This is a genomic window from Fibrobacter sp. UWB15, assembly GCF_900177705.1.
Classification (GTDB): domain Bacteria; phylum Fibrobacterota; class Fibrobacteria; order Fibrobacterales; family Fibrobacteraceae; genus Fibrobacter.
This window is the reverse complement of sequence record NZ_FXBA01000007.1, coordinates 15,415-34,439: the sequence shown is the minus strand read 5'-3', so window position 1 is coordinate 34,439 and position 19,025 is coordinate 15,415. Positions and strand designations below refer to the sequence as shown.

Annotated in this window: 16 protein-coding genes; 11 read left to right on the top strand and 5 right to left on the bottom strand. The window is 53.0% G+C overall.

The features are described from left to right. Positions 1–28 precede the first annotated feature (28 nt). The 5 genes from B9Y58_RS10500 to B9Y58_RS10480 form a co-directional block, all read right to left on the bottom strand. Positions 29–2,119: a carbohydrate-binding protein gene (locus B9Y58_RS10500; RefSeq protein ID WP_073056442.1), complete on the bottom strand. Its 2,091-nt coding sequence runs from the start codon at positions 2,117–2,119 to the stop codon at positions 29–31. A 133-nt stretch (positions 2,120–2,252) separates the two neighbouring features. After that, complete coding sequence (locus tag B9Y58_RS10495) at positions 2,253–4,481, bottom strand: carbohydrate-binding protein (protein ID WP_073056443.1); 2,229 nt, start codon at positions 4,479–4,481, stop codon at positions 2,253–2,255. 127 nt (positions 4,482–4,608) lie between these two features. Next, positions 4,609–6,837, bottom strand: a complete 2,229-nt coding sequence (locus B9Y58_RS10490) for a carbohydrate-binding protein (protein WP_233247929.1) — start codon at positions 6,835–6,837, stop codon at positions 4,609–4,611. Positions 6,838–7,028: 191 nt separating this feature from the next. Continuing rightward, positions 7,029–8,354 carry a hypothetical protein gene (locus B9Y58_RS10485; RefSeq protein ID WP_073056444.1) on the bottom strand — a complete coding sequence of 442 codons (1,326 nt, stop codon included), beginning with the start codon at positions 8,352–8,354 and terminating at the stop codon, positions 7,029–7,031. Continuing rightward, on the bottom strand, positions 8,351–9,214 hold the full coding sequence (locus tag B9Y58_RS10480) for a DUF4423 domain-containing protein (RefSeq protein WP_073056445.1): 864 nt from the start codon (positions 9,212–9,214) through the stop codon (positions 8,351–8,353). The genes B9Y58_RS10485 and B9Y58_RS10480 overlap by 4 nt, the downstream gene beginning before the upstream one ends. Here B9Y58_RS10480 and B9Y58_RS14415 point away from each other — a divergent pair. From B9Y58_RS14415 to metH, 11 genes are all read left to right on the top strand, one after another. After that, positions 9,195–9,449 carry a hypothetical protein gene (locus B9Y58_RS14415; protein WP_143154686.1) on the top strand — a complete coding sequence of 85 codons (255 nt, stop codon included), beginning with the start codon at positions 9,195–9,197 and terminating at the stop codon, positions 9,447–9,449. The two genes, B9Y58_RS10480 and B9Y58_RS14415, sit on opposite strands and share 20 nt — an antisense overlap. A 2-nt stretch (positions 9,450–9,451) precedes the next feature. Continuing rightward, the gene (locus B9Y58_RS10475) at positions 9,452–9,844 is read left to right on the top strand and encodes a Fur family transcriptional regulator (RefSeq protein WP_073056447.1); all 393 of its coding nucleotides are present in this window, start codon (positions 9,452–9,454) and stop codon (positions 9,842–9,844) included. Continuing rightward, the gene (locus B9Y58_RS14410; protein WP_143154687.1) at positions 9,837–10,103 is read left to right on the top strand and encodes a hypothetical protein; all 267 of its coding nucleotides are present in this window, start codon (positions 9,837–9,839) and stop codon (positions 10,101–10,103) included. Before B9Y58_RS10475 ends, B9Y58_RS14410 begins: the two co-directional genes overlap by 8 nt. A gap of 80 nt (positions 10,104–10,183) precedes the next feature. Continuing rightward, complete coding sequence (locus B9Y58_RS10470) at positions 10,184–11,182, top strand: metal ABC transporter substrate-binding protein (RefSeq protein ID WP_073056489.1); 999 nt, start codon at positions 10,184–10,186, stop codon at positions 11,180–11,182. Between the two features lie 13 nt (positions 11,183–11,195). After that, on the top strand, positions 11,196–11,852 hold the full coding sequence (locus B9Y58_RS10465; RefSeq protein ID WP_073056491.1) for a metal ABC transporter ATP-binding protein: 657 nt from the start codon (positions 11,196–11,198) through the stop codon (positions 11,850–11,852). 50 nt (positions 11,853–11,902) lie between these two features. Next, complete coding sequence (locus B9Y58_RS10460) at positions 11,903–12,754, top strand: metal ABC transporter permease (RefSeq protein ID WP_073056449.1); 852 nt, start codon at positions 11,903–11,905, stop codon at positions 12,752–12,754. A gap of 1 nt (position 12,755) precedes the next feature. Beyond that, positions 12,756–13,181: a hypothetical protein gene (locus B9Y58_RS10455; RefSeq protein WP_073056451.1), complete on the top strand. Its 426-nt coding sequence runs from the start codon at positions 12,756–12,758 to the stop codon at positions 13,179–13,181. Positions 13,182–13,210: 29 nt separating this feature from the next. Further along, positions 13,211–13,477: a hypothetical protein gene (locus tag B9Y58_RS10450; RefSeq protein WP_085534923.1), complete on the top strand. Its 267-nt coding sequence runs from the start codon at positions 13,211–13,213 to the stop codon at positions 13,475–13,477. 38 nt (positions 13,478–13,515) lie between these two features. Next, the gene (locus tag B9Y58_RS10445; RefSeq protein ID WP_233247928.1) at positions 13,516–13,914 is read left to right on the top strand and encodes a CobW C-terminal domain-containing protein; all 399 of its coding nucleotides are present in this window, start codon (positions 13,516–13,518) and stop codon (positions 13,912–13,914) included. 70 nt (positions 13,915–13,984) lie between these two features. Continuing rightward, positions 13,985–15,241, top strand: a complete 1,257-nt coding sequence (locus tag B9Y58_RS10440; protein WP_143154688.1) for an FISUMP domain-containing protein — start codon at positions 13,985–13,987, stop codon at positions 15,239–15,241. A 114-nt stretch (positions 15,242–15,355) separates the two neighbouring features. Further along, complete coding sequence (gene metH, locus B9Y58_RS10435) at positions 15,356–19,009, top strand: methionine synthase (protein ID WP_233247927.1); 3,654 nt, start codon at positions 15,356–15,358, stop codon at positions 19,007–19,009. Positions 19,010–19,025 lie beyond the last annotated feature (16 nt).

The window sequence follows — 19,025 nt, the reverse complement described above, 5'->3', positions numbered from 1 at the left end:
ATTCAAATCTTAAAACCGTCAAAAAAGCCTATTTCGTCACCTGAATGAGTTTGGTGCGGCCATTCATGGACTTGGCCAGGTAGGCGCCACCGCGCTTCACGAGGCTAGCCGCATTGGCACGGAGTTCCGGCATGCCCGTTGCAGAAACCACACCGAGATAGCTTCCGTTCATATCGAAAATGCGGTAGCTTTCGGTTTCGGTCGGCATGTTCAGGCGAGCATCGGCAATACCCGTATTGCAATCGTCGCACGGCTTTTCGAACTTGAGGTAATCAATATCGAACCAGGAGGTCGTCACTTCGAGGCGGAGAATGTGTTCGCCTGCCGGGAGCGTCACCTTGGCCGTGACATCCTTAAATTCATCCCAGCTGGAACCGGAAACCGGAACCTCGGCAAGGGATTTGCCATCAATCGAAAGCGTAAAGCCCGGATCCGAATTGGCCGTCGCAACAGAAGCGGTCATGTTGTATTCGCCGGCTTCCTTCACATTCACGGTATATTCGAGCCATTCGCCAGCCTGGTTATGGCCCACCACGACAGCACCAGAGGACTTCTTGTAAATATCGACGCCCGTATCTTCACGAACCTTGGAGCATTCGGCCGTCTTGTCTTCGTCGGTACAGGCATGGTTTTCGGAATCGGAATCGTAATAGGTCTTGTTTTCCTTGCCGGTACCCGGAACGTCAAAGTTTTCTGCTTCGATCTTACCCGGGAGTTCCACAGCCTTGCCACCGAACGGTTCGCGCGGTACTGGTTCTGCCGGAGTCCCCACGCCCACGAGCGTCACGATGCAGTCCTTGTTACCAGAATTGCCCGCATCCATCGTAATGGTTACAGAGCCATTCTTGACTTCGACTTCGCCTTCGTACTTGGCATTCTTTGCTTCGCTCGTGGTGTACACATGGAATGTTTCCACATCGGCGCCCTTCACGTTCACCGTCACAGTCTTGCTGTTCTTGTAATCGCGGTTCACGAGCACCACGATCACGGAGTCGCCTTCGGAACTCTTGTAAGCACTGGCAAAAACTTCCTTCTCGGGATTTGCCGTAGCACCCACGCGCACAGCACCCGGGCGGATGAATCGGGCGAACTGGCTCATCACGTAACCGCGCTTAGAAATCTTGCCGATTTCGTTGCTCGGAATCTGAAGCTTGTTGCCAAAGTCCTTTTCCATGATCAGGCCATAGCAACGACGGATGTACCACCAGGTGTACTGATTGAAGTTGCCCACGACCATGGCGCGGTGGATTTCGTAAGCCACATCCATGGCGTTCACGGTATCGCGCTTGTTGGCGTTTGCCTGGTCGCCCGTATTCGTAATCGTGCGCCAGTAGTTACCGCTGCCCTGGCTTTCGGTGTAGTGTTCCGTCATCCAGCGTTCCACACCCTTCTGGTCAGCCAAAGAATACTGGAAGAAGTTGTCCCCGGTCCTTCTGTCGCTGGCGTAGAAGTGCGCACCGAGAATGTCCCAGTTCTTGAGGGCATTGGCATCGTTCAAGACCTTGTTGTAAAGATTCTTGTCGTAGCGGAACGATTCCGTCGAAATCACCTTCACACCATTCTTGCGCATTTTATCGGCGTAGCCCTTGGTGAAGTTGTAGATTTCGTCTGCGCTCCAGCAAGCCCATTCACCGCACCAGTCCGGTTCGTTACTGATGGAGATGGCGTACAGGGGAACGCCCTGGTTCTTCATGTAATCGTTAAAGCTGTTCAGGTGATCCACATACTTCTGGTAGTTCGAAGAAGACATGTGCTGGTTTGCGCCCGCATACGGAGATGTCCACGGAGTCGCATACAGAATAAAGTCGTCGCCGGCGTACTTTTTGGCATACTTTGCGGCCTGAACTTCCTTGTTAAAATCACTGGAATTTGCGTACACCGGAATACGCAGCGTATTTAGGCCAAGCGTTCCGTCGCCCGTACCAAAGGCAATCTTGGCATCAGCTTCGGAAAGGCCGCCACCGCCCTGCCACTGGTTATGCACCATACCGCCAAAACCGCGAATGACCTGATGTTCTTCCGTTACGTCGACATTGACCGTCGAGGCCATAGCCGAACTCCAAAGGCCAACCACTCCAAAGGCAAGGCCCACACTCTTTGCAATTTTTTGGATTGTCATCTTATACTCCTTTTTAACACAACTCCCGATATTAAAATACATTCTCGTAATTTCAAAATCAAGCGTTTTTTTCCGGAAGGAAGGGCACCCCCATTCGGGGGTGTCCTCCTGGTTGGATGTGTTTATGGGAAACTTATTTGGTTGTACGCACCTTAGCCATTGCGCCGTTTGTGCGGTTGCGAATCAGGCTAATTCCCTGAGCCTTTTCGCTACCCTGAATGGAACCACTCTGCCAGAGTTTGGATGCTTCGGCCATGTTGCGGGCAGTAAAGCTTGCCACCTTCTTGCCATTCAAATTGAACACGTCAAACGTCGATTCCTTGGCCACATTCAGCATCACGTTACCTGCAAGACCCGTCGGTGTTTCCGGAGCGTCCTTGCCTGCAACGAAGTTGATGTAGTCAATGTCGAACCAGTCGCCCGTTACCGTCATGCGCAGGATATGTTCGCCAGCCTTCAGAGACACATTGGCTTTTACATTGGCAAAGTCACCCCAGCTGGAACCAGAGACTGCAACATCGGCAATCTTGTTGTCATCGATAGACAGCGTGAATCCGGCGGTAGAATTATCCGTTGCGACAGAAGCGTACATGGTGTAATCGCCATCTTCCTTCACGTTCACAGTGTATTCGAGCCATTCGCCAGACTGGTTGTAGCCCACCACGTAACCGGTCGCCTTCTTGTAAATATCGACGCCGGTACCTTCGCGGTAGCTTTCGCCACCATTTTCAATGCCATGGTCTTCAGAATCGTTTTCACTGTAAGACTTGATTTCGCTGCCGCGGCCGACACCCGGTTCATCGAAGTTTTCGACTTCAATCTTGCCCGGAATTTCCCAAGCCTTGCCGCCAAACGGAGACTGCGGTGTGGGAGGAGTAGAGCCACTGCCTTCGAAGCCCCAGGCCTTAACAGCCATGGTAGAATCCTGAGCGCCCTTGAACACCAAGAACAGCTGCTTTACAATGCCCTTGAGTCCTTCCACTTCGCAAGTGGTTTCGGCATAAGTATTCTTACTGCCAGTATTCTTGAGGTTACAAGTGCCTGCGAGCGTACCCGTTGCAGAACCCGTGCGGATTTCAATCTTGTTGCCGTCGCCAGCGCTTGCGGCTTCAACCTTGAAGGCCGTCGCTGCAGTACCGAAGTCAACACCCGAAACGCGCAGCCAAGATTCCTTGGTCGAAAGCGGAAGCAGCACATGTTCGGCAGCCTTGCCTTGCACAAAGTTGGAGCGGCTGCGAATGCCCTTCTGCTTGGAACTCGTGAGAGCCGGATACCAATCGTACGGATCGAAGTTCTCAATCTGTTCCGGACCTTCGTTGGTGCAAACCACCTGCTTAATTGTACCGTCGGCGTTGTAGAACATTTCGTCTACGGAAACGCTACGGTGATAGCCTTCGTTCGGTTTCGGCTGACCGTCATCGGCCGGAATAATTTCCAGGCCGTTATGGCCCTTGGCAATACGGCGGTCATGATAGACAACATAAGAGTGGCCCTTGAATTCGGCGATACCATGGTGGTTGTTGTTGCCGTTGATGCTGCGGCCGTTCATGCTCGGGTCGCCGAGAATGGTGCCCTTCCAGGTGTAAGGGCCCATTACGTTGTTGGACATACCGTAGTCGATCGTCGGTGCACCCTGCTGCCAGCCGGTACTGTAAGAGAAGTAGTAATTGCCCTTGTGCTTGTGGATGTAAGAGGCTTCAAGCATCTTGCGGGTCGGCAAGTTGTTCACCTTCACGTGGCTGCCGTTACCCACCGGAGCATTTTTCGCATCGTTCAGCTTGACGATATCGAAGTTATCGGTGTTCGGACGGCTGTTGCTTTCGCCGCCGCCCCATGTAACGTAGGTGGTTCCGTCGTCATCGATAAAGATACCCGGGTCAAAGCACCACGAAACGCCATCGCAGCCGATAATGCCGCGACCGCCCACCAGCTTATCCTTGCCCTGGCCCACGGCGTTTGTCCAGGGGCCTTCAATTGCAGGAGCCTTGATGTAGCCAATACCGCCGCCACCGCCATCGGGGAACACGATGTAGAACGTACCGTTATGCACGGCAATGCCAGAAGCCCAAATGTCGTTAATGCCGCTCACCTTACGGGCATCGTAAATAATGCCGAAGTCGGTCCAGTTCTGCATATCCCTACTGCGGAATGCATAAAGGGCGTAAATCTTGTAACCGTTAGAATTGTACGGAGCCGGGTCATCGGAGTCCGTGATGATATAGAAGTACTCATCATCTGCGGCAGCACCCGGGTCTGCCAAGTAATGGTAAGTCGAAATCGGGTTGTCGGCAAGGCCGAAAGCCGCCAAGCCCACAATCAAACACGCGGCCTTCTTCAGGCCTTTAACATTCCAAACATCCATAAAGGGACTCCTCTGAAGGTAAAACACCACACCTTCTATCTTTAAAATTATCTTCAAAAGCACAAAAAAAAAGTGCCCCGGAGGACACTTTTCTTTGACTTTTTGTCAATGGTTTATTTATAAATCTTTACTTCGCGGTGCGAATTTTGGTCACCATGCCGCTGGAGCGGTTACGGAGCAGGTTCACGCCGCGGGCCTTTTCAGACCCCTTCACGGAACCATCGCGCCACATCTTAGTGGCTTCGATCATGTTGCGGGCCGTAAAGCTTGCAATCTTCTTGCCGCTCAGGTCAAACACATCGTAAGTCGAGACAGAGGCAACATTCAGCTTGGCTTCCTGCTGGATCCCCGTGGTCACTTCGCCAATCGAGAACCAGTCCACGTTCACGTTGTCGCCGGTAATCACCAGTCGGACAATGTGTTCGCCCTTGGTCAGGGTCGCCTTACCGGCATCGAATTCTTCGTAGACGCTCCAGTCTTCGCCAGTCTGCGGAACCTTCACGGTATCGCCCACGACCTTGCCATCGACAAGCAGGCAGAAGCTTGCGCCGTTTTCCATACCGGTAGAAGCCGATGCCTTCAAAGCGTATTCGCCATCTTCTGGAACCACGATCGAGTATTCCAGCCATTCACCAGCAGCGGTGTAACCAATAGCCTTGCCGGTACCACCGAGCACGATATCGACTCCCAAGTCGGTACGGAATTCGGCATCGCCCTGGTTTTCGGACTCGTTGTCGCTATAGGATTGCGCTTCATCACCGCGGCCCGTGCCCGGAACGTCATAGTTTTCGGCTTCGATCTTGGCCGGAATCGTCACGGCCTTGTCGCCATAAGGAGTCTGAGGAGTCGGCGGAGTAGAGCCGCTTCCTTCGAAGCCCCAAGCCTTGATTGCCATGGTCGAATCCTGCGAGCCCTTGAACACGAGGAACAAGGATTCCACGACACCCTTCAGGCCTTCCACTTCACACTTGGTTTCAGCAAAGGTAGACTTGTTGCCGGTATTCTTAAGCGTACATGTGCCCGCCAAGGTACCGCTTGCAGAACCGGTATGGATTTCAATCTTGTTGCCGTCGGCAGTGCTTGCTGCCTGCACGGTAAAGCCAGTGGCTGCCGTACCGAAGTCAACTCCCGACACGCGAATCCAGGATTCCTTCGTGGAAAGCGGGAGCAACAGGTGCTCAGCGACCTTGCCCGGGCTCCAGTTGGAACGGCTACGGATGCCCTTCTGCTTAGAGCTCGTGAGAGCCGGGTACCAGTCGTACGGATCAAAGTTTTCGATTTGCTTCGGGCCTTCCTTCGTGAAGGTCAACGAGTTCATGGAACCGTCGGCTGCGTAGGTGAATTCATCCACGCTCACGCTGCGGTGGTAAGCCGGATTCGGATTAGCCCTACCGTCTTCGGCCGGAATTTTTTCTAGGCCATCGTAACCGTTTGCAATGCGGCGGTCATGGTATGCCACATACCAATGGCCCTTGAATTCGGCAATGCCATGGTGGTTGTTGTTGTTCGCATTGATGTTCTGGCCGCCAATGTTTGGGTTCCCCATGAAGATACCCTTGTATTCATAAGGGCCCATGGGGTTCTTGGACATGCCGTAGGCAATGCGCAAATCGGCCGTACTATAAGAGAGATAGTAATTGCCTTTGTACTTGTGGATGTAAGAAGCTTCCATCGCCTTCGGGCCACCGATCTTCAGGTGGGTCTTGGAACTCACATCGAAGCCCTTCATATCCTTGTTCAACTTGTAAATGTTGAAGATGTCGTTGTTGTTGTTGTTCGCCGGGCGGCTATCGCTGCTACCGCCACCGAACGTGAAGTAGCCCGTACCGTCGTCATCGAAGAAGATTGCCGGGTCAAAGCACCAGCCGATGCCATCGCAGTCCGAAATACCGCCACCCCAGTTGTTGATGAGCTTCTTGTTGCCTGAAACGGGGTTTGTCCAGGGGCCGGCAATGCTGTCGGCGCCGATGAGGCCAATGCCGCCACCACCGCCATCGGGGAACACGATGTAAAGCCTGTGATCGTTGGGGTTCACCGCAATGCCAGATGCCCAAATATCGCCGATACCGTCCACCTTGCGGGCATCGTAAATGATACCGAAGTCGGTCCAGTTCTTCATGTCCTTGGTGCGGAAACCGTAGAGGGCCTTGATGTTGTAGCCGTTGGCATTAGCTGCCGCCGGGTCGTCAGAGTCGGTAATGACGTAGAAATAGGTGTCATCGGCGGCAGCGCCCGGGTCAGCCAGGTAGTGATAACTTGAAATCGGGTTGTCGGCCAAGCCAAACGCGGCAAGTCCGGCAACTAAGCACGCAGCCTTTTTCAGGCTTTTCAATTCCCATACTTTTCTGTAATCCATGAGGACTCCTTCGAAGGCAAAAACACAACCAAACCTTCTTAACTCAAAAATTACCCTAAAAAAGCACAAAAAAAACGCTCCCAAAGCCTATTTCCATTGACACATTGTCCATAAGCATAAAACAGAAATGGCGGGCCGAAGCCCGCCATAATGCTCGTCATTGCACCTAATGCAACATTTTTAGATGAAAACTATTCCAGGTCCTTGACACCGTAAATCATGATGTCGTCGACCCACATTTCGTAAGGAGTCCCCTGCGTAACTCCACCGCCGAAGAAGTTCAGGTTCGTCACGTGATCCTTGACGGCATCCCAACCGATGTTGCCACCGATATTGTGTTCATCGGGTTCAATCAAGTCCTTCGGAGTCACCACAAAACGCTGCCAGGCCGTATCAAGTTCCAAGTGCACCCAAGCCTTACCGTTTTCGTAGCCCGTGGTATCGAGAGCGATAGAATCGAGAAGCACATCGAACGAGACGCTGATCCACTGGGAAGAATCACTGAGGCCTGCACGAGCCCAGAACACCACGGAATCAAGTTCACTAAGGTCCTTCATGCCGTACAAGTCACGGCCCATCAAGGCCCAGTTGGCATTGGAATCATTCTGGTACACGAAGTGGGCTACCATGCCTTTACGGCCATTCACATCTTTTTCGGCATCGAGATTGGCATCGGCATAGCGGGAGAACGAGGTGTACCAGCCATAAGTACTGTCTTCGAAGTCGGCGAAGAGCACCTCGGGATACTTGCTTGTGGTATCTTCCTTAGGCGTTGTATCCTGAACAATCACGATCTTCTGGCCGATCAACACATTCTCGGAAGTCTTGTCAGATTCCACCTTCGTATTGCGGCTACCCACAGTCATGAAGTTACTGATGGTAGAAGATTCACCGTTCATATCGAGAGTCTTGTAAGTGCGGAACACAAAGCCCACCACATTCAAGACGCCCTTCGGAACGCTAGTGAATTCAAAGTTACCGGCAGAGTCAGTTTCAACAAAGTAATCGAGTCCCTTGATGCCCACCGTCACAGAAGTTTCGTTATCAGGCAAGTAAACCTGCCCCGTAATGGAGCCAGCGTTTTCCACCTTGATTGAAACAGAATCGCGGGAACTGTCAGTCACCATCACGCGGGCAAGAGCCTTGGCGGATTCGCGACGGGCTTCGATTGTATAAGAACCAGGTCTAAGTCTCGGGAGGTTCAACTGGCCCTGGTCGTCCGTTTCCATATTCAAGACGCCCACAGAGGAATCAGACGCGACAACCGGCGATTCCAGTCCGTCGAGATCTTCGCTATAAGCCATATTGTTTGCGCCAGCCAAGAATTCGGACGGACGCACAAAAACCTTGGTACGGGCCGCAGGAGTGCCATCACTCTTCTGCACCGCAAGCACGACAGCAACAGAGTTCTCCGTTTCAAGCGAAGTACCCGCGCCGTTCGTCTCGCCGCTAGTGCACGCCGCAACAAGCGCGCCCACAGCTGCTGCAAAACCTATATGCCACACCCATTTCTTCATTTGGACTCCCTTTTGTCGCCCTCCACAGAATCAACAGTACGGACTCCGCCCTTACGCGCAATCGGATAAAAAGCCATTGAAAGCTGCATTACCCGATCCGGGTTCTTGGCGCTGTCCACCCTCTTTTGGACCAAGCGCCTAAATTCCCTAAGCATATCACCCAAGTCATCAAAGCAGGACTGGTCCACGGACAATGTAAGAGTAGAAATATTTCTTTCGTCAACAGGAATATTGTCAAGCGCATCACTAGCCAAAGAGAGTACTTCTTTCTGGAAATGGCGCACGGCAAGCTTCTTTTCGGGGCCACCCGCCGTCAAATGGGCGTCTGTAACCGCCAATTTACCAGAAGCCATCTTCTTCACCAGGCCGACTTCCAGCAAGGTGTCGATTGCTTCCTGAGCTTGGGTCTCGGTAATCGGAGGGCACAGGTCCCTGGAAATCTGCTTTACGTTAACCACGCCACCGTTCAGTTCGAGGTAGGCGCGCACAGCAGGAATCCACCAGTTCTCAAGCAGCTTGAGCTCGGCAGCCTGCAGGCTGTGACGATCCACATCGCGGAGATCGAGAGCTTTCGCCATCAGTTCTTCGCGCTTGCTCTTGTCCTTGGTTACTGCGGCGGAGAAGAGCAGGTCAAAGTATTCGGCCTCACGGCCGGACAAATCCAGGATTTCTTTCGCGGCAGGGAGTGCATGAGCCGGAAGGTGCTGCTTTTTCTGCAACACGCGATAAAGGTAGCTGGAATCCAACCCCAGCTTGTCCCCCATCATACGGTACGAGTAGAACGGCATTTCGGCCTTTCTACGGTCGTAGTACTCCTTCAAGAAGTCGCGGTAATCCGATATGTCAGAAAACGTAACCATAATTTTTTACCCGTATATTTACAATAATAAAATAGACTTTGCAGGTAAAGAAACATATACCAAAGGCAAAAATGCCGTGGATGTTTTATCCAAATCGATTGTGACAATGGTCACAAAAAAGTCAAAATGGGGCAAAATCCCCCAAAAAAAGGAATTTGGGCTTTTGCCAACCCGTAAATTGCAAATCATTCGCAATTTTACTATATTTGCGAATCGTTCGCAATTTTGGCGTTGAAAATGGAATACAAAACTCAGACCCGACAGATGATCATGGATTACATGGCCGAAAATCCCGACCGGATTTTCAAGGCGTCCGAAATTGCCAAAAGTTTGCCCGAAGTTTCACTGAGTACTATATACAGGAACCTGTCCCGTATGGAAAAGGCGGGAATCGTGCAGATTGTCGGGGCCGACGACAATAACGAGTTGCGCTACCGCTACACGGGCCCAGGCCAATGCGAAGAAAAGATGCACCTCGTGTGCAAGGAATGTGGCAAGTTTTTTCACCTGGAAGGCCCCGCCCTCAAGGTGTTGCAGCTTTCGGTGCAACGCAGCGGATTCGAACTGGACCAGCAACAGTCCGTGTTGCTTGGGCGCTGCTCCGGTTGTTCGCGGAGGCGTCATGATTAACGCCCTGATGAACAAATTGCTCGTGGCACTCGCTTCGCTCTACGTCGCGAGGCACTTGGAGCACCACTGCCACGGCGAACACTGCCACGTGTGCCACCACATTCACCATTGCCTGGAACTGATTTCGGTTTGCATGGAACTGGTGGTGGCGCCGTTTGAACTCGCTTTACGGTTCTTCTATTTCAAATTAGTTTGCTTTAGATTCGCAGCTCCGCGGCCGACGACGCTTGTATCGCAGAAAGTCCTTTTACTGAATTGATTGGCGCACTGGGCACGGCAAGTGCCACGAACAATAAAGCTTCAATTCAAATTTTGGCCCGATTGGGCAAAGGACTTATTATGAAGAAATTTGCAGCATTTGCAATGTTTGTTTTGGCGGCAACCTTGACGTTTGTCGCCTGCAGTGCGGAATCGAACGAAAAAGCGCCTGCACAGAAGAAGGTTTCAATTGTCGCGACCATCTATCCGCAGTACGACTGGCTGAAAAACATCCTCGGAAGCCGCCTGGATTCCGTGAACCTGAATCTGCTTATCAAGAACGGCACCGACTTGCACAGCTACAAGCCCTCGGCACAGGACATCGCAGCGATCGCAAGCGCCGACATGGTGGTATACGTAGGCGGTGAATCGGATGAATGGATCGAGAAAGCGCTGAAAGCAACGCCGAAGGATGGCCGCGTACAAGTGAACCTGATGGAAGCTTTGGGCGACCGCGTCAAGGAAGAAGAAGTCGTGGAAGGCATGCAGGAAGAGACGAAAGAAATCGCAGAAGAGAACCACGAACACGGCGAAGAAGCCGAGAACGACGAACACATTTGGCTCTCGCTGAAGAACGCAGAACTGCTGGTGATGAACCTTGCCAAAGCCCTCTCGAAAGTAGACACGGCGCACGCTACGGAATACCACATGAATGCGGGCCTTTACATCGCAAAGATTAGCGCCCTGGACGCCCAGTACCGCGCAGCAACAGACAATGCCCATTTCAAGACCATTTTGTTTGGCGACCGTTTTCCGTTTCGCTATCTGGTGGATGATTACGGCATTAAGTATTTTGCCGCGTTTGTTGGCTGTTCCGCCGAAAGCGAAGCGAGCTTCGAGACGGTAGCCTTCTTGGCGAGCAAGATGGATTCGCTTGCGCTCCCCGCGATTTTCACGATTGACGGAAGCAACGGAAAAATTGCCCGTGCGATTCTTGACGCCAGCAAGAAGTCAAAGGAAACGCCTGTGCTGACGCTGAATTCGATGCAGTCGGTGACGGATGCGCAGATGCAATCTGGCGTGGACTATCTGAGCATGATGCAATCAAATTTGGAAGTTTTGAAGAAAGCAATTAAATAATGTGGAATGTGTGATGAGTAATGCGAAGACCCTTATTAAGTGTCGCCAGTTGACTCTCGGTTACGGGAGCAAGGACCTGGTACGCGATCTGGACTACGACATAAACGCAGGTGACTACCTGTGCATCGTGGGCCGCAACGGTTCCGGAAAGACGACTTTCTTGAGGGGAATCGCGGGGCTGTTGAAGCCGAAATCGGGAGTCATCGAACTCTGCGACGGTTTAAGCAGAAGTCAAATCGGCTACCTGCCGCAAATGACAATCGTGCAGAAAGATTTTCCGGCCTCCGTCGAAGAAATCGTGCTGTCGGCATTCCAAGGAAAGCACCGCTTGCTGCCATTCTACAGAAAGGCGCACCGGGATCGCGCCATGGAATGCATGGCGCTAACCCGTACCGAAAGCCTCGCAAAATCTTGCTTCCGCGAGCTTTCGGGGGGCCAAAAGCAGCGCGTGCTTTTAGCGAGGGCCCTGTGCGCCGCCGAACGTTTGCTGCTCCTAGACGAACCGGTGACCGGCCTCGATCCAGAATCTACCGAAACCATGTACCGCATCATCGAAGAGCTGCATCAGAAGGGAATGACCGTCGTCATGGTCACTCACGATGTAGACACTGCCCTCGACGATGCCACCCGCGTACTGGACTTCAATACCATTTCAACCAAGGAAAAATAAACCCTCTACCGTCTACTTCCTACTGTCTACTTCCTACCGTCTACTAAACTATGCCGGAACTTATCGAAAAACTTTCGTTCTACCTGGATTTCCCATTCGTCCGCTATGCGATTATCGTAGGCGTTCTCGTATCGCTCTGTTCGTCGCTCCTAGGCGTGACCTTGGTGCTCAAGCGTTACTCCTACATCGGCGACGGCCTTTCGCACGTTGCCTTCGGAGCGCTTTCCATTGCGGCCGTACTCAAGATTACAAACAACATGCTTTTGATCTTGCCGGTAACGGTCGCGGTGGCAGTACTCCTGCTGTGTACGGGAAAGAACGCCCGCATCAAGGGCGATGCGGCTATTGCCATGGTATCCGTCGGCGCTCTTGCCATCGGTTACTTGCTGATGAACGTCTTCTCAACTTCGGCGAATATTTCGGGTGACGTCTGCACGACCCTTTTCGGCTCTACCTCTATTTTGACGCTCCAGGTAGAAGAAGTCTACTTGTGCGTTGCGCTTTCGATTGCTGTCCTCGCTGTTTTTATTCTTTTCTACCACAAGATTTTTGCAATCACTTTCGACGAAAATTTTGCGCAGGCGACCGGCGTCAACACGACGATTTTCAACTTGCTGATAGCAGTCATCGTGGCCGTCATCATCGTCCTCGCGATGAACCTGGTGGGAGCGCTTTTGGTGTCGGCCCTGGTGGTGTTCCCGTCGCTTTCGGCCATGCGCGTTTTCAAGAGTTTCTTTGCGGTAACGGTCGCTTCGGCCATTATCTCGGTCGTATGCTCGCTCATCGGAATCGTCGTCGCAATCCTCGCAGGCACTCCCGTGGGCTCGACCATCGTGGCGGCAGATATTGTGGCATTCGGCCTCTTCTATTCCATCAGCCTGATTCAGGGCAGAGGAGTTTAGGTTGCCAAAAGTAGTCCTTGCCGTTTTGCTTGCCTTTGCGGCCTTGTTTGCAAAGGACCTTGGCGGCAATAAGAAATACGACATCGACATTTCTCGCATGAGCGGGACCATGGTCTACAGCCAAGTTTACCAAATGGTCATGTACCCGAGCAAGTATCTCGGAAAGCATATCAAGATGAAGGGTTTCTTTTCGAGCTATTACGACGAACAACTGGAACGACGTTTTTACGGTTGCGTGATTCAAGATGCTCTAGCCTGTTGTTCGCAGGGACTCGCCTTTGAACTTGCAAAACCGCGCGAGTTTCCGAAAGAATATCCCGCCGAAGGGGCCATAATCACAATTACAGGCGACTTCGATTCTGAAAGCGATGAGGGGGGCGGCGGTTTCCCCATCATCCGTAATGCTGAAATGCAGGTCGAAAAATAAATTCGTTATTTTAATTATTGGATTTTTTAGTGAAGTTCTTGAAGACCATAATCGTTGCGTTGGTGGTGGCAGGTCTACTCGCGATTGCCCAGCACCATCACGACGACTTTGACGAGCATGACGATTGCCCAGTCTGTGCGCTGATGCAGAATGGTCTTGACGTGGCAAGCGGTACCACGGACGTCGCCGTAATTCTGGTAGTTATCGGCGAACTGATAAGTGAAATTCGCATTTTCAGGACAAACCCGCGTTTTCACTTTTCAAGACCGCGCGCCACGCCCGCTCTCTCCGCATAATCCGTTAAAACCTTAACCGCAATATCCTGCTTTTTGCCTTGCGAAAAATCGCCCTTATCGTCAACGACATGGGAAGCATCAACGTCGATGCCGAAATTCTCAAGAAAAACGGTTCAAACGTCGCTGAATGCCCGATGTTTGAATTGCAAAACGGCTGCATCTGCTGCACGCTGCGCGACGAATTCATCGAACAAGTTGAAAAGATTTCTAACCTGAATTCTATCGAAGTCGTGTTCGTCGATGCCGACCGCATCTACCGCGAATTTCTCAGCGACCAGAAACACAAAAAAAAACAGCGGGACGCTCTCGCCGATAATCCCGAAGTACGCGAAAACTGGGATTCCCGCTACGGCGACCGCGAAAACCAAGTCGTCTTTATCGGCAAGGGCTACAACAAGGAATCCATCCGAACGGAACTCGAAAAATGCCTTGACTAGCGACAAATAGTAAATATTTTTTTATTTCCGTTTCATTCACAGGGGCTTAAAAAAAGATATATTGTGTCCCGTGAAAGGTTTATCGGCGAAATTGATAACGCTACTCATTCTTGCAGGAGTAGCGTTATCCTATGCAATTACGGCAGTTCCCATTAGCGGCATCAAGGCTTCCGCCACCTTGCCGGATTATGGTCAGAACTCCTTCAGGCCCGAAAACATGGTCATGAAAAAGTACGTACACCCCTTCTATCAGGTTTGGGGTGCCAAGTACAATGACAAATCGATTTTCTTGGAATTCCTGGTAGAAGCCCAGCGTCTGGATCAGATTACCCTATACAATGGGTTCATGCGAGATTCTGCCTCTTACGTGAACAACAGCCTTGCCAAAAGCGTCAAAATTTACTTGAACACCTCGGACAACCTTGTAAAGGTGGCCACCCTCGCCAAACCCAAATGGCACGGGTACAAAAATCCCCACGCCGACATCATCGTTTTTGACAGGCCTTTGAAGAATGTCTTCAAGATTATCATCGAAATCGAAGACATTTATCCGGGAAAGCTTTACCCTAACGTGTGTATCGCCCTGATCAAGTTCTGGGGATTCCCCAAGATGCCTCGCAAGTTCCAAACAGGACAGATGACAGACACACGCGATGGCCAAGTCTACAAGACAATCACCATAGGGGACCAGACTTGGATGGCCCAGGACATGCGATACAAGACTCCCGGAAGTCGCTCATTCGTAGGCGATTCTCCGAAAATCAAGCAGCCTTCTGACGCGGGCCTGGAATATCCGGAATCGGACATCGAAGGAATTTGCCCCGAAGGTTGGCGCTTGCCGAAGGCCGCCGAGCTGGAAGACCTGAAAACGAATCTTCCCGAGAACGCCTCTTACGACGACTTGTTCTCTGCCGCTTACCGCAGGCCTTTCTACTCCATCCGTCAGGTTGGAAACCTTAGCGGCTCCCAAGCATATTCTACCGATGCTGAGGTTTTCTTCTTTCCGACGAACGCCACTGGGCTGAATTTCTCCACCCTGACTCGCCACTATTATGACGGCGAATGCACCGAAGAATATGGCGAGACATATGCTTTTGGCGCTTACTGGACCAAGGACTCGAAAGAAGTTCCCCTTTGGCCCGACGAAAACGGCAACGTGGAAATCAAGCATTTAAGGCACTACCGCTTTGGCGGAACCGATTACTGCGAAGCCATGCTTTGCCACGAAGACTATCATTTTGTGCGTTGCCTGCAAGGCTACGATTATCCAGAAGAATCTAGCAGCGACAGCTTCGAAAGTTCCAGTAGTTTCGAAATCCAAGAATAGACCGCCAAAGTCCCAACCTTCAAAAAGAAACTCTTGAAAGAGCTTTCGCCTTTTTCTATCTTTATGCATAAAATTAAATAAGTGCATAAATAACGAAAAACGGTGGTTCGTGCCATGGAAAAGAAAATGACTTTACGCGAAGCTTTTGAAAGCAAGATGATGCTGCTCGATGGCGGCATGGGTTCTGTCATTCAGACTTACGGCATTAAGGGTGCGAACAACGACATGCTCTCCATCGAGAAGCCGGAAATTATTCTCGATATCCAGCGCCGCTACGTGGATGCGGGCGTGGACTGCCTGACCACCAACACGTTCTCGAGCCAGCGCGTCAGCCAGCACGAATACCATCAGGAACACCGCATTGCCGAAATGAACCGCGCCGCCGTGAAGATTGCGAAGCAGGCCGCAGCAGAGGCCATGGAAAAGTACGGCCGCCAGGTGTACATTTTGGGCGACGTGGGTCCCACGAGCAAAATGCTTTCGATGAGCGAAGACGTGAACGATCCCGCGAGCCGTAGCATTACTTTCGACGAACTCGAAGACGCCTACCTGGAACAGATCCAGGTGCTGGTGGAAGAAGGCGTCGACGCGATTCTGATTGAAACGATTTTTGATACGCTGAACGCGAAGGCTGCCGCAAGTGCATTTACCAAGGTGATGGAGAAACGCGCTGCCGACGCCGGTGACAAAGCCGCCGACCTCAAACCTGTGGAAATCATGTTCTCCATGACGGTGAGCGACGCCTCGGGCCGTACACTTTCGGGCCAGACGGTGGAAGCATTCGCCATAAGCGTGATGCACATGCACCCGCTTTCGATCGGCCTCAACTGCGGTCTCGGTGCCGACGGCATGGTGCCGTACCTGCGCCGCATGGGCAAGGTTGCGCCCTGCTACATTAGCTGTCATCCGAATGCGGGACTCCCAAACCAGTTCGGCGGTTACGACGACACGCCCGAAGACATGGTGCGGCTCATGGGCGTTTACCTGGATGACAAACTCGTGAACATGATTGGCGGTTGCTGCGGTACCACACCGGAACACATCGCCGCCATGCGCAAGATGCTCGACGCCCTGCCAGCCGATTACGAACGCCGCAAGCCCGCGCCAAAGTACGCCACGAGCCCGCTGCTCCGCCTCGCCGGTCTCGAGCCGCTGTTCAAGGAACAGGTGCGCCCGAGCAACGGCGCCGACAGCTGCAACGCCGAAGATTTTGTGAAGGTGGGCGAACGCTGCAACGTGGCGGGCTCCAAGAAGTTCCTGCGACTCATCAACGAAAAAAATTACGAAGAAGCGCTCGATATTGCAAGGAAGCAGGTTGAAGACGGCGCCGACGTGATCGACGTGAACATGGACGACGGCCTCTTGGACGCCACCGCCGAAATGCAGACCTTCTTGAATTTGCTCGCTTCGGACCCGGCTATCAGCCGCGTGCCGATTATGGTGGACTCTTCCCGATTCGAAGTGATTGAAGCGGGTCTCAAGTGCGCCCAGGGCAAGTGCATCGTGAATTCCATCTCCCTCAAGATGGGCGAGCAGGCATTTATCGATCACGCGCGCACCATCAAGCGACTCGGCGGTGCTGTCATCGTGATGCTCTTTGACGAAGAAGGCCAGGCCACCAACTACGAGCGCCGCGTACAAATTGCCGCCCGCGCTTACGACATCATGGTCAAAAAGCTCGGTTTCGACCCTTCGGACATTATTTACGACCCGAACGTTTTGACAGTCGCAACCGGCATGGCCGAACACAACGCCTACGCCATAGACTTTATCCGCGCAGTCCGCTGGATTATGGACAACCTGCCCGGGGTGCGCATTTCGGGCGGTCTTTCAAACCTTTCGTTCGCCTTCCGCGGCAACAACTACCTGCGCGAAGCGATGCATACCACCTTCTTGCATTACGCGATTCCGAACGGCATGGGCATGGCCATCATGAACCCGAGCGCGATTATCGAATACAAGACGATTCCGCTGGAACTCCGCATGGCCATTACCGAAGTCATCTACAACACGGAACCGGATGCAAGCGAAGCGCTCATCGAAATTGCAAGCCGCATGACCGCGGCAGCCGCAGCCGCCAAGGAAGCAGGCACCAAGTACGACCCGAAGGCGATTTTCGCCATGAGCACAGGCGCAAGCTCTTCTGACGACAACGCTAGCGCTGCCGCCGAAGCAAAGCCTACCACGCCCGAAGAACGCCTGCAAGAAGCCTTACTCAAGGGAACTTCCACATCGCTTCAGCCCGACTTGATGGAACTCATCAACCGCGGCGATAGCCCGGTGGGAATTATTTCTGGCCCGCTCATGGACGGCATGAACGAAGTCGGTCGCCGCTTTGGCGAAGGCAAGATGTTCTTGCCGCAGGTGGTGAAGACCGCACGCACCATGAAAAAGGCGGTAGAAATCCTGCAGCCCTACATCGAGGCGGGCAAAGACGCGAACGCTTCGAGCCGCGGCAAAATCGTGATTGCAACCGTGAAGGGCGACGTGCACGATATCGGCAAGAACATCGTCTCCGTGATTATGGCCTGTAACGGCTACGAGATGGTGGACCTCGGCGTGATGGTTCCCGAAGATGTCATCGTGAAGGCGGTCATCGAGAACAAGGCCGATATATTGAGCCTCTCCGGGCTGATTACGCCCTCCCTCGAAGAAATGTGCACTGTGGCGAAGGCCATGCAAGATGCTGGTCAGCGCATCCCGATTATCGTCGGCGGCGCCACCACCTCGCCCACGCACACGGCCGTAAAGATTGCCCCGTGCTACGAAGGCCCCGTATTCCATGTGCGCGACGCCGCGAGCAACCCAGGCCTCGCCCAGAAACTTTTGGATCCGGCTACTAGCGAACAGACCATCCGCGAAAACCGCGAAGAACAGCAGCGAATCCGCGACAAGCAAAACGGCATCCAGACCGAAGCCGCCAACGCTATGGCCGCAGCAGAGAAGACGCCCCTCGAACGCCGCTACCTTTGCGACTGGAGCAAGTACCAGCCCGTGGAACCGCCGTTCATGGGCGAAAGCAAGCTCCCGCCGATTCCGCTCGAAAAAGTCATCCCGCTTATCAGCTGGGAATACTTCTTCTTCACCTGGAAAATCAAGCCGGACCAGGAAGAAGCAAAGAAACTCAAGGCCGACGCAGAAGAACTTATCAAGAGTCTCGCAAAGCCCGAGTATGCGCTGCGTGCCGTGCAGGCGTTCTACCCTGCAGCCGGTACGGAAGGCTCCATCAGGTTCAACACGGGCCGTACCGGCACCGACTCCGACATCGTCGAAGTCGCCACGGCACGCCAGCAGAACCCGGAAGGCACTTGCCTCGCCCTCTGCGACTACGTTGCGCCCGCCAATGCGAACACCGCAAGCATCTTCGCTGCTCCCGCCGGTAAAGATGTTTTCCGCGATATCGTGGGTGCCTTCGCCGTCACCGTGAGCGACGCCTTTGTGAAGCGCCTCGAAAAACTCAAGGCCGAACAGGGCGGCAGCGACTACGACGTTCTTTTGATGCAGACTGTCGCCGACCGCCTCGCCGAAGCCGGCGCCGAATACCTGAGCCAGGAACTCGCCCGCGTAAGCGGCTGGAAGGGCATCCGCCCGGCCGTCGGCTACCCCGTGCTCCCGAACATCAAGGAAATCTTCAACGTCGCAAAACTCATCGATTTCGGCAGTGTAGGCATCAGCCTCACCGAGAACGGCGCCATGTACCCGCAGGCCTCCGTGAGCGGCCTCTACATCAGCCACCCCGAAATCGACTACTTCCACGTGAAAGTGTAAAAAAGCGGGCATCAAG

What these genes read in the sequence shown, in the direction of transcription:
- B9Y58_RS10500 (WP_073056442.1), bottom strand. Translation starts at nt 2,119, where the DNA reads ATGACAATCCAAAAAATTGCAAAGAGTGTGGGCCTTGCCTTTGGAGTG.
- B9Y58_RS10495 (WP_073056443.1), bottom strand. Translation starts at nt 4,481, where the DNA reads ATGGATGTTTGGAATGTTAAAGGCCTGAAGAAGGCCGCGTGTTTGATT.
- B9Y58_RS10490 (WP_233247929.1), bottom strand. Translation starts at nt 6,837, where the DNA reads ATGGATTACAGAAAAGTATGGGAATTGAAAAGCCTGAAAAAGGCTGCG.
- B9Y58_RS10485 (WP_073056444.1), bottom strand. Translation starts at nt 8,354, where the DNA reads ATGAAGAAATGGGTGTGGCATATAGGTTTTGCAGCAGCTGTGGGCGCG.
- B9Y58_RS14415 (WP_143154686.1), top strand. Translation starts at nt 9,195, where the DNA reads ATGTCAGAAAACGTAACCATAATTTTTTACCCGTATATTTACAATAAT.
- B9Y58_RS10480 (WP_073056445.1), bottom strand. Translation starts at nt 9,214, where the DNA reads ATGGTTACGTTTTCTGACATATCGGATTACCGCGACTTCTTGAAGGAG.
- B9Y58_RS10475 (WP_073056447.1), top strand. Translation starts at nt 9,452, where the DNA reads ATGGAATACAAAACTCAGACCCGACAGATGATCATGGATTACATGGCC.
- B9Y58_RS14410 (WP_143154687.1), top strand. Translation starts at nt 9,837, where the DNA reads ATGATTAACGCCCTGATGAACAAATTGCTCGTGGCACTCGCTTCGCTC.
- B9Y58_RS10470 (WP_073056489.1), top strand. Translation starts at nt 10,184, where the DNA reads ATGAAGAAATTTGCAGCATTTGCAATGTTTGTTTTGGCGGCAACCTTG.
- B9Y58_RS10465 (WP_073056491.1), top strand. Translation starts at nt 11,196, where the DNA reads ATGAGTAATGCGAAGACCCTTATTAAGTGTCGCCAGTTGACTCTCGGT.
- B9Y58_RS10460 (WP_073056449.1), top strand. Translation starts at nt 11,903, where the DNA reads ATGCCGGAACTTATCGAAAAACTTTCGTTCTACCTGGATTTCCCATTC.
- metH (WP_233247927.1), top strand. Translation starts at nt 15,356, where the DNA reads ATGGAAAAGAAAATGACTTTACGCGAAGCTTTTGAAAGCAAGATGATG.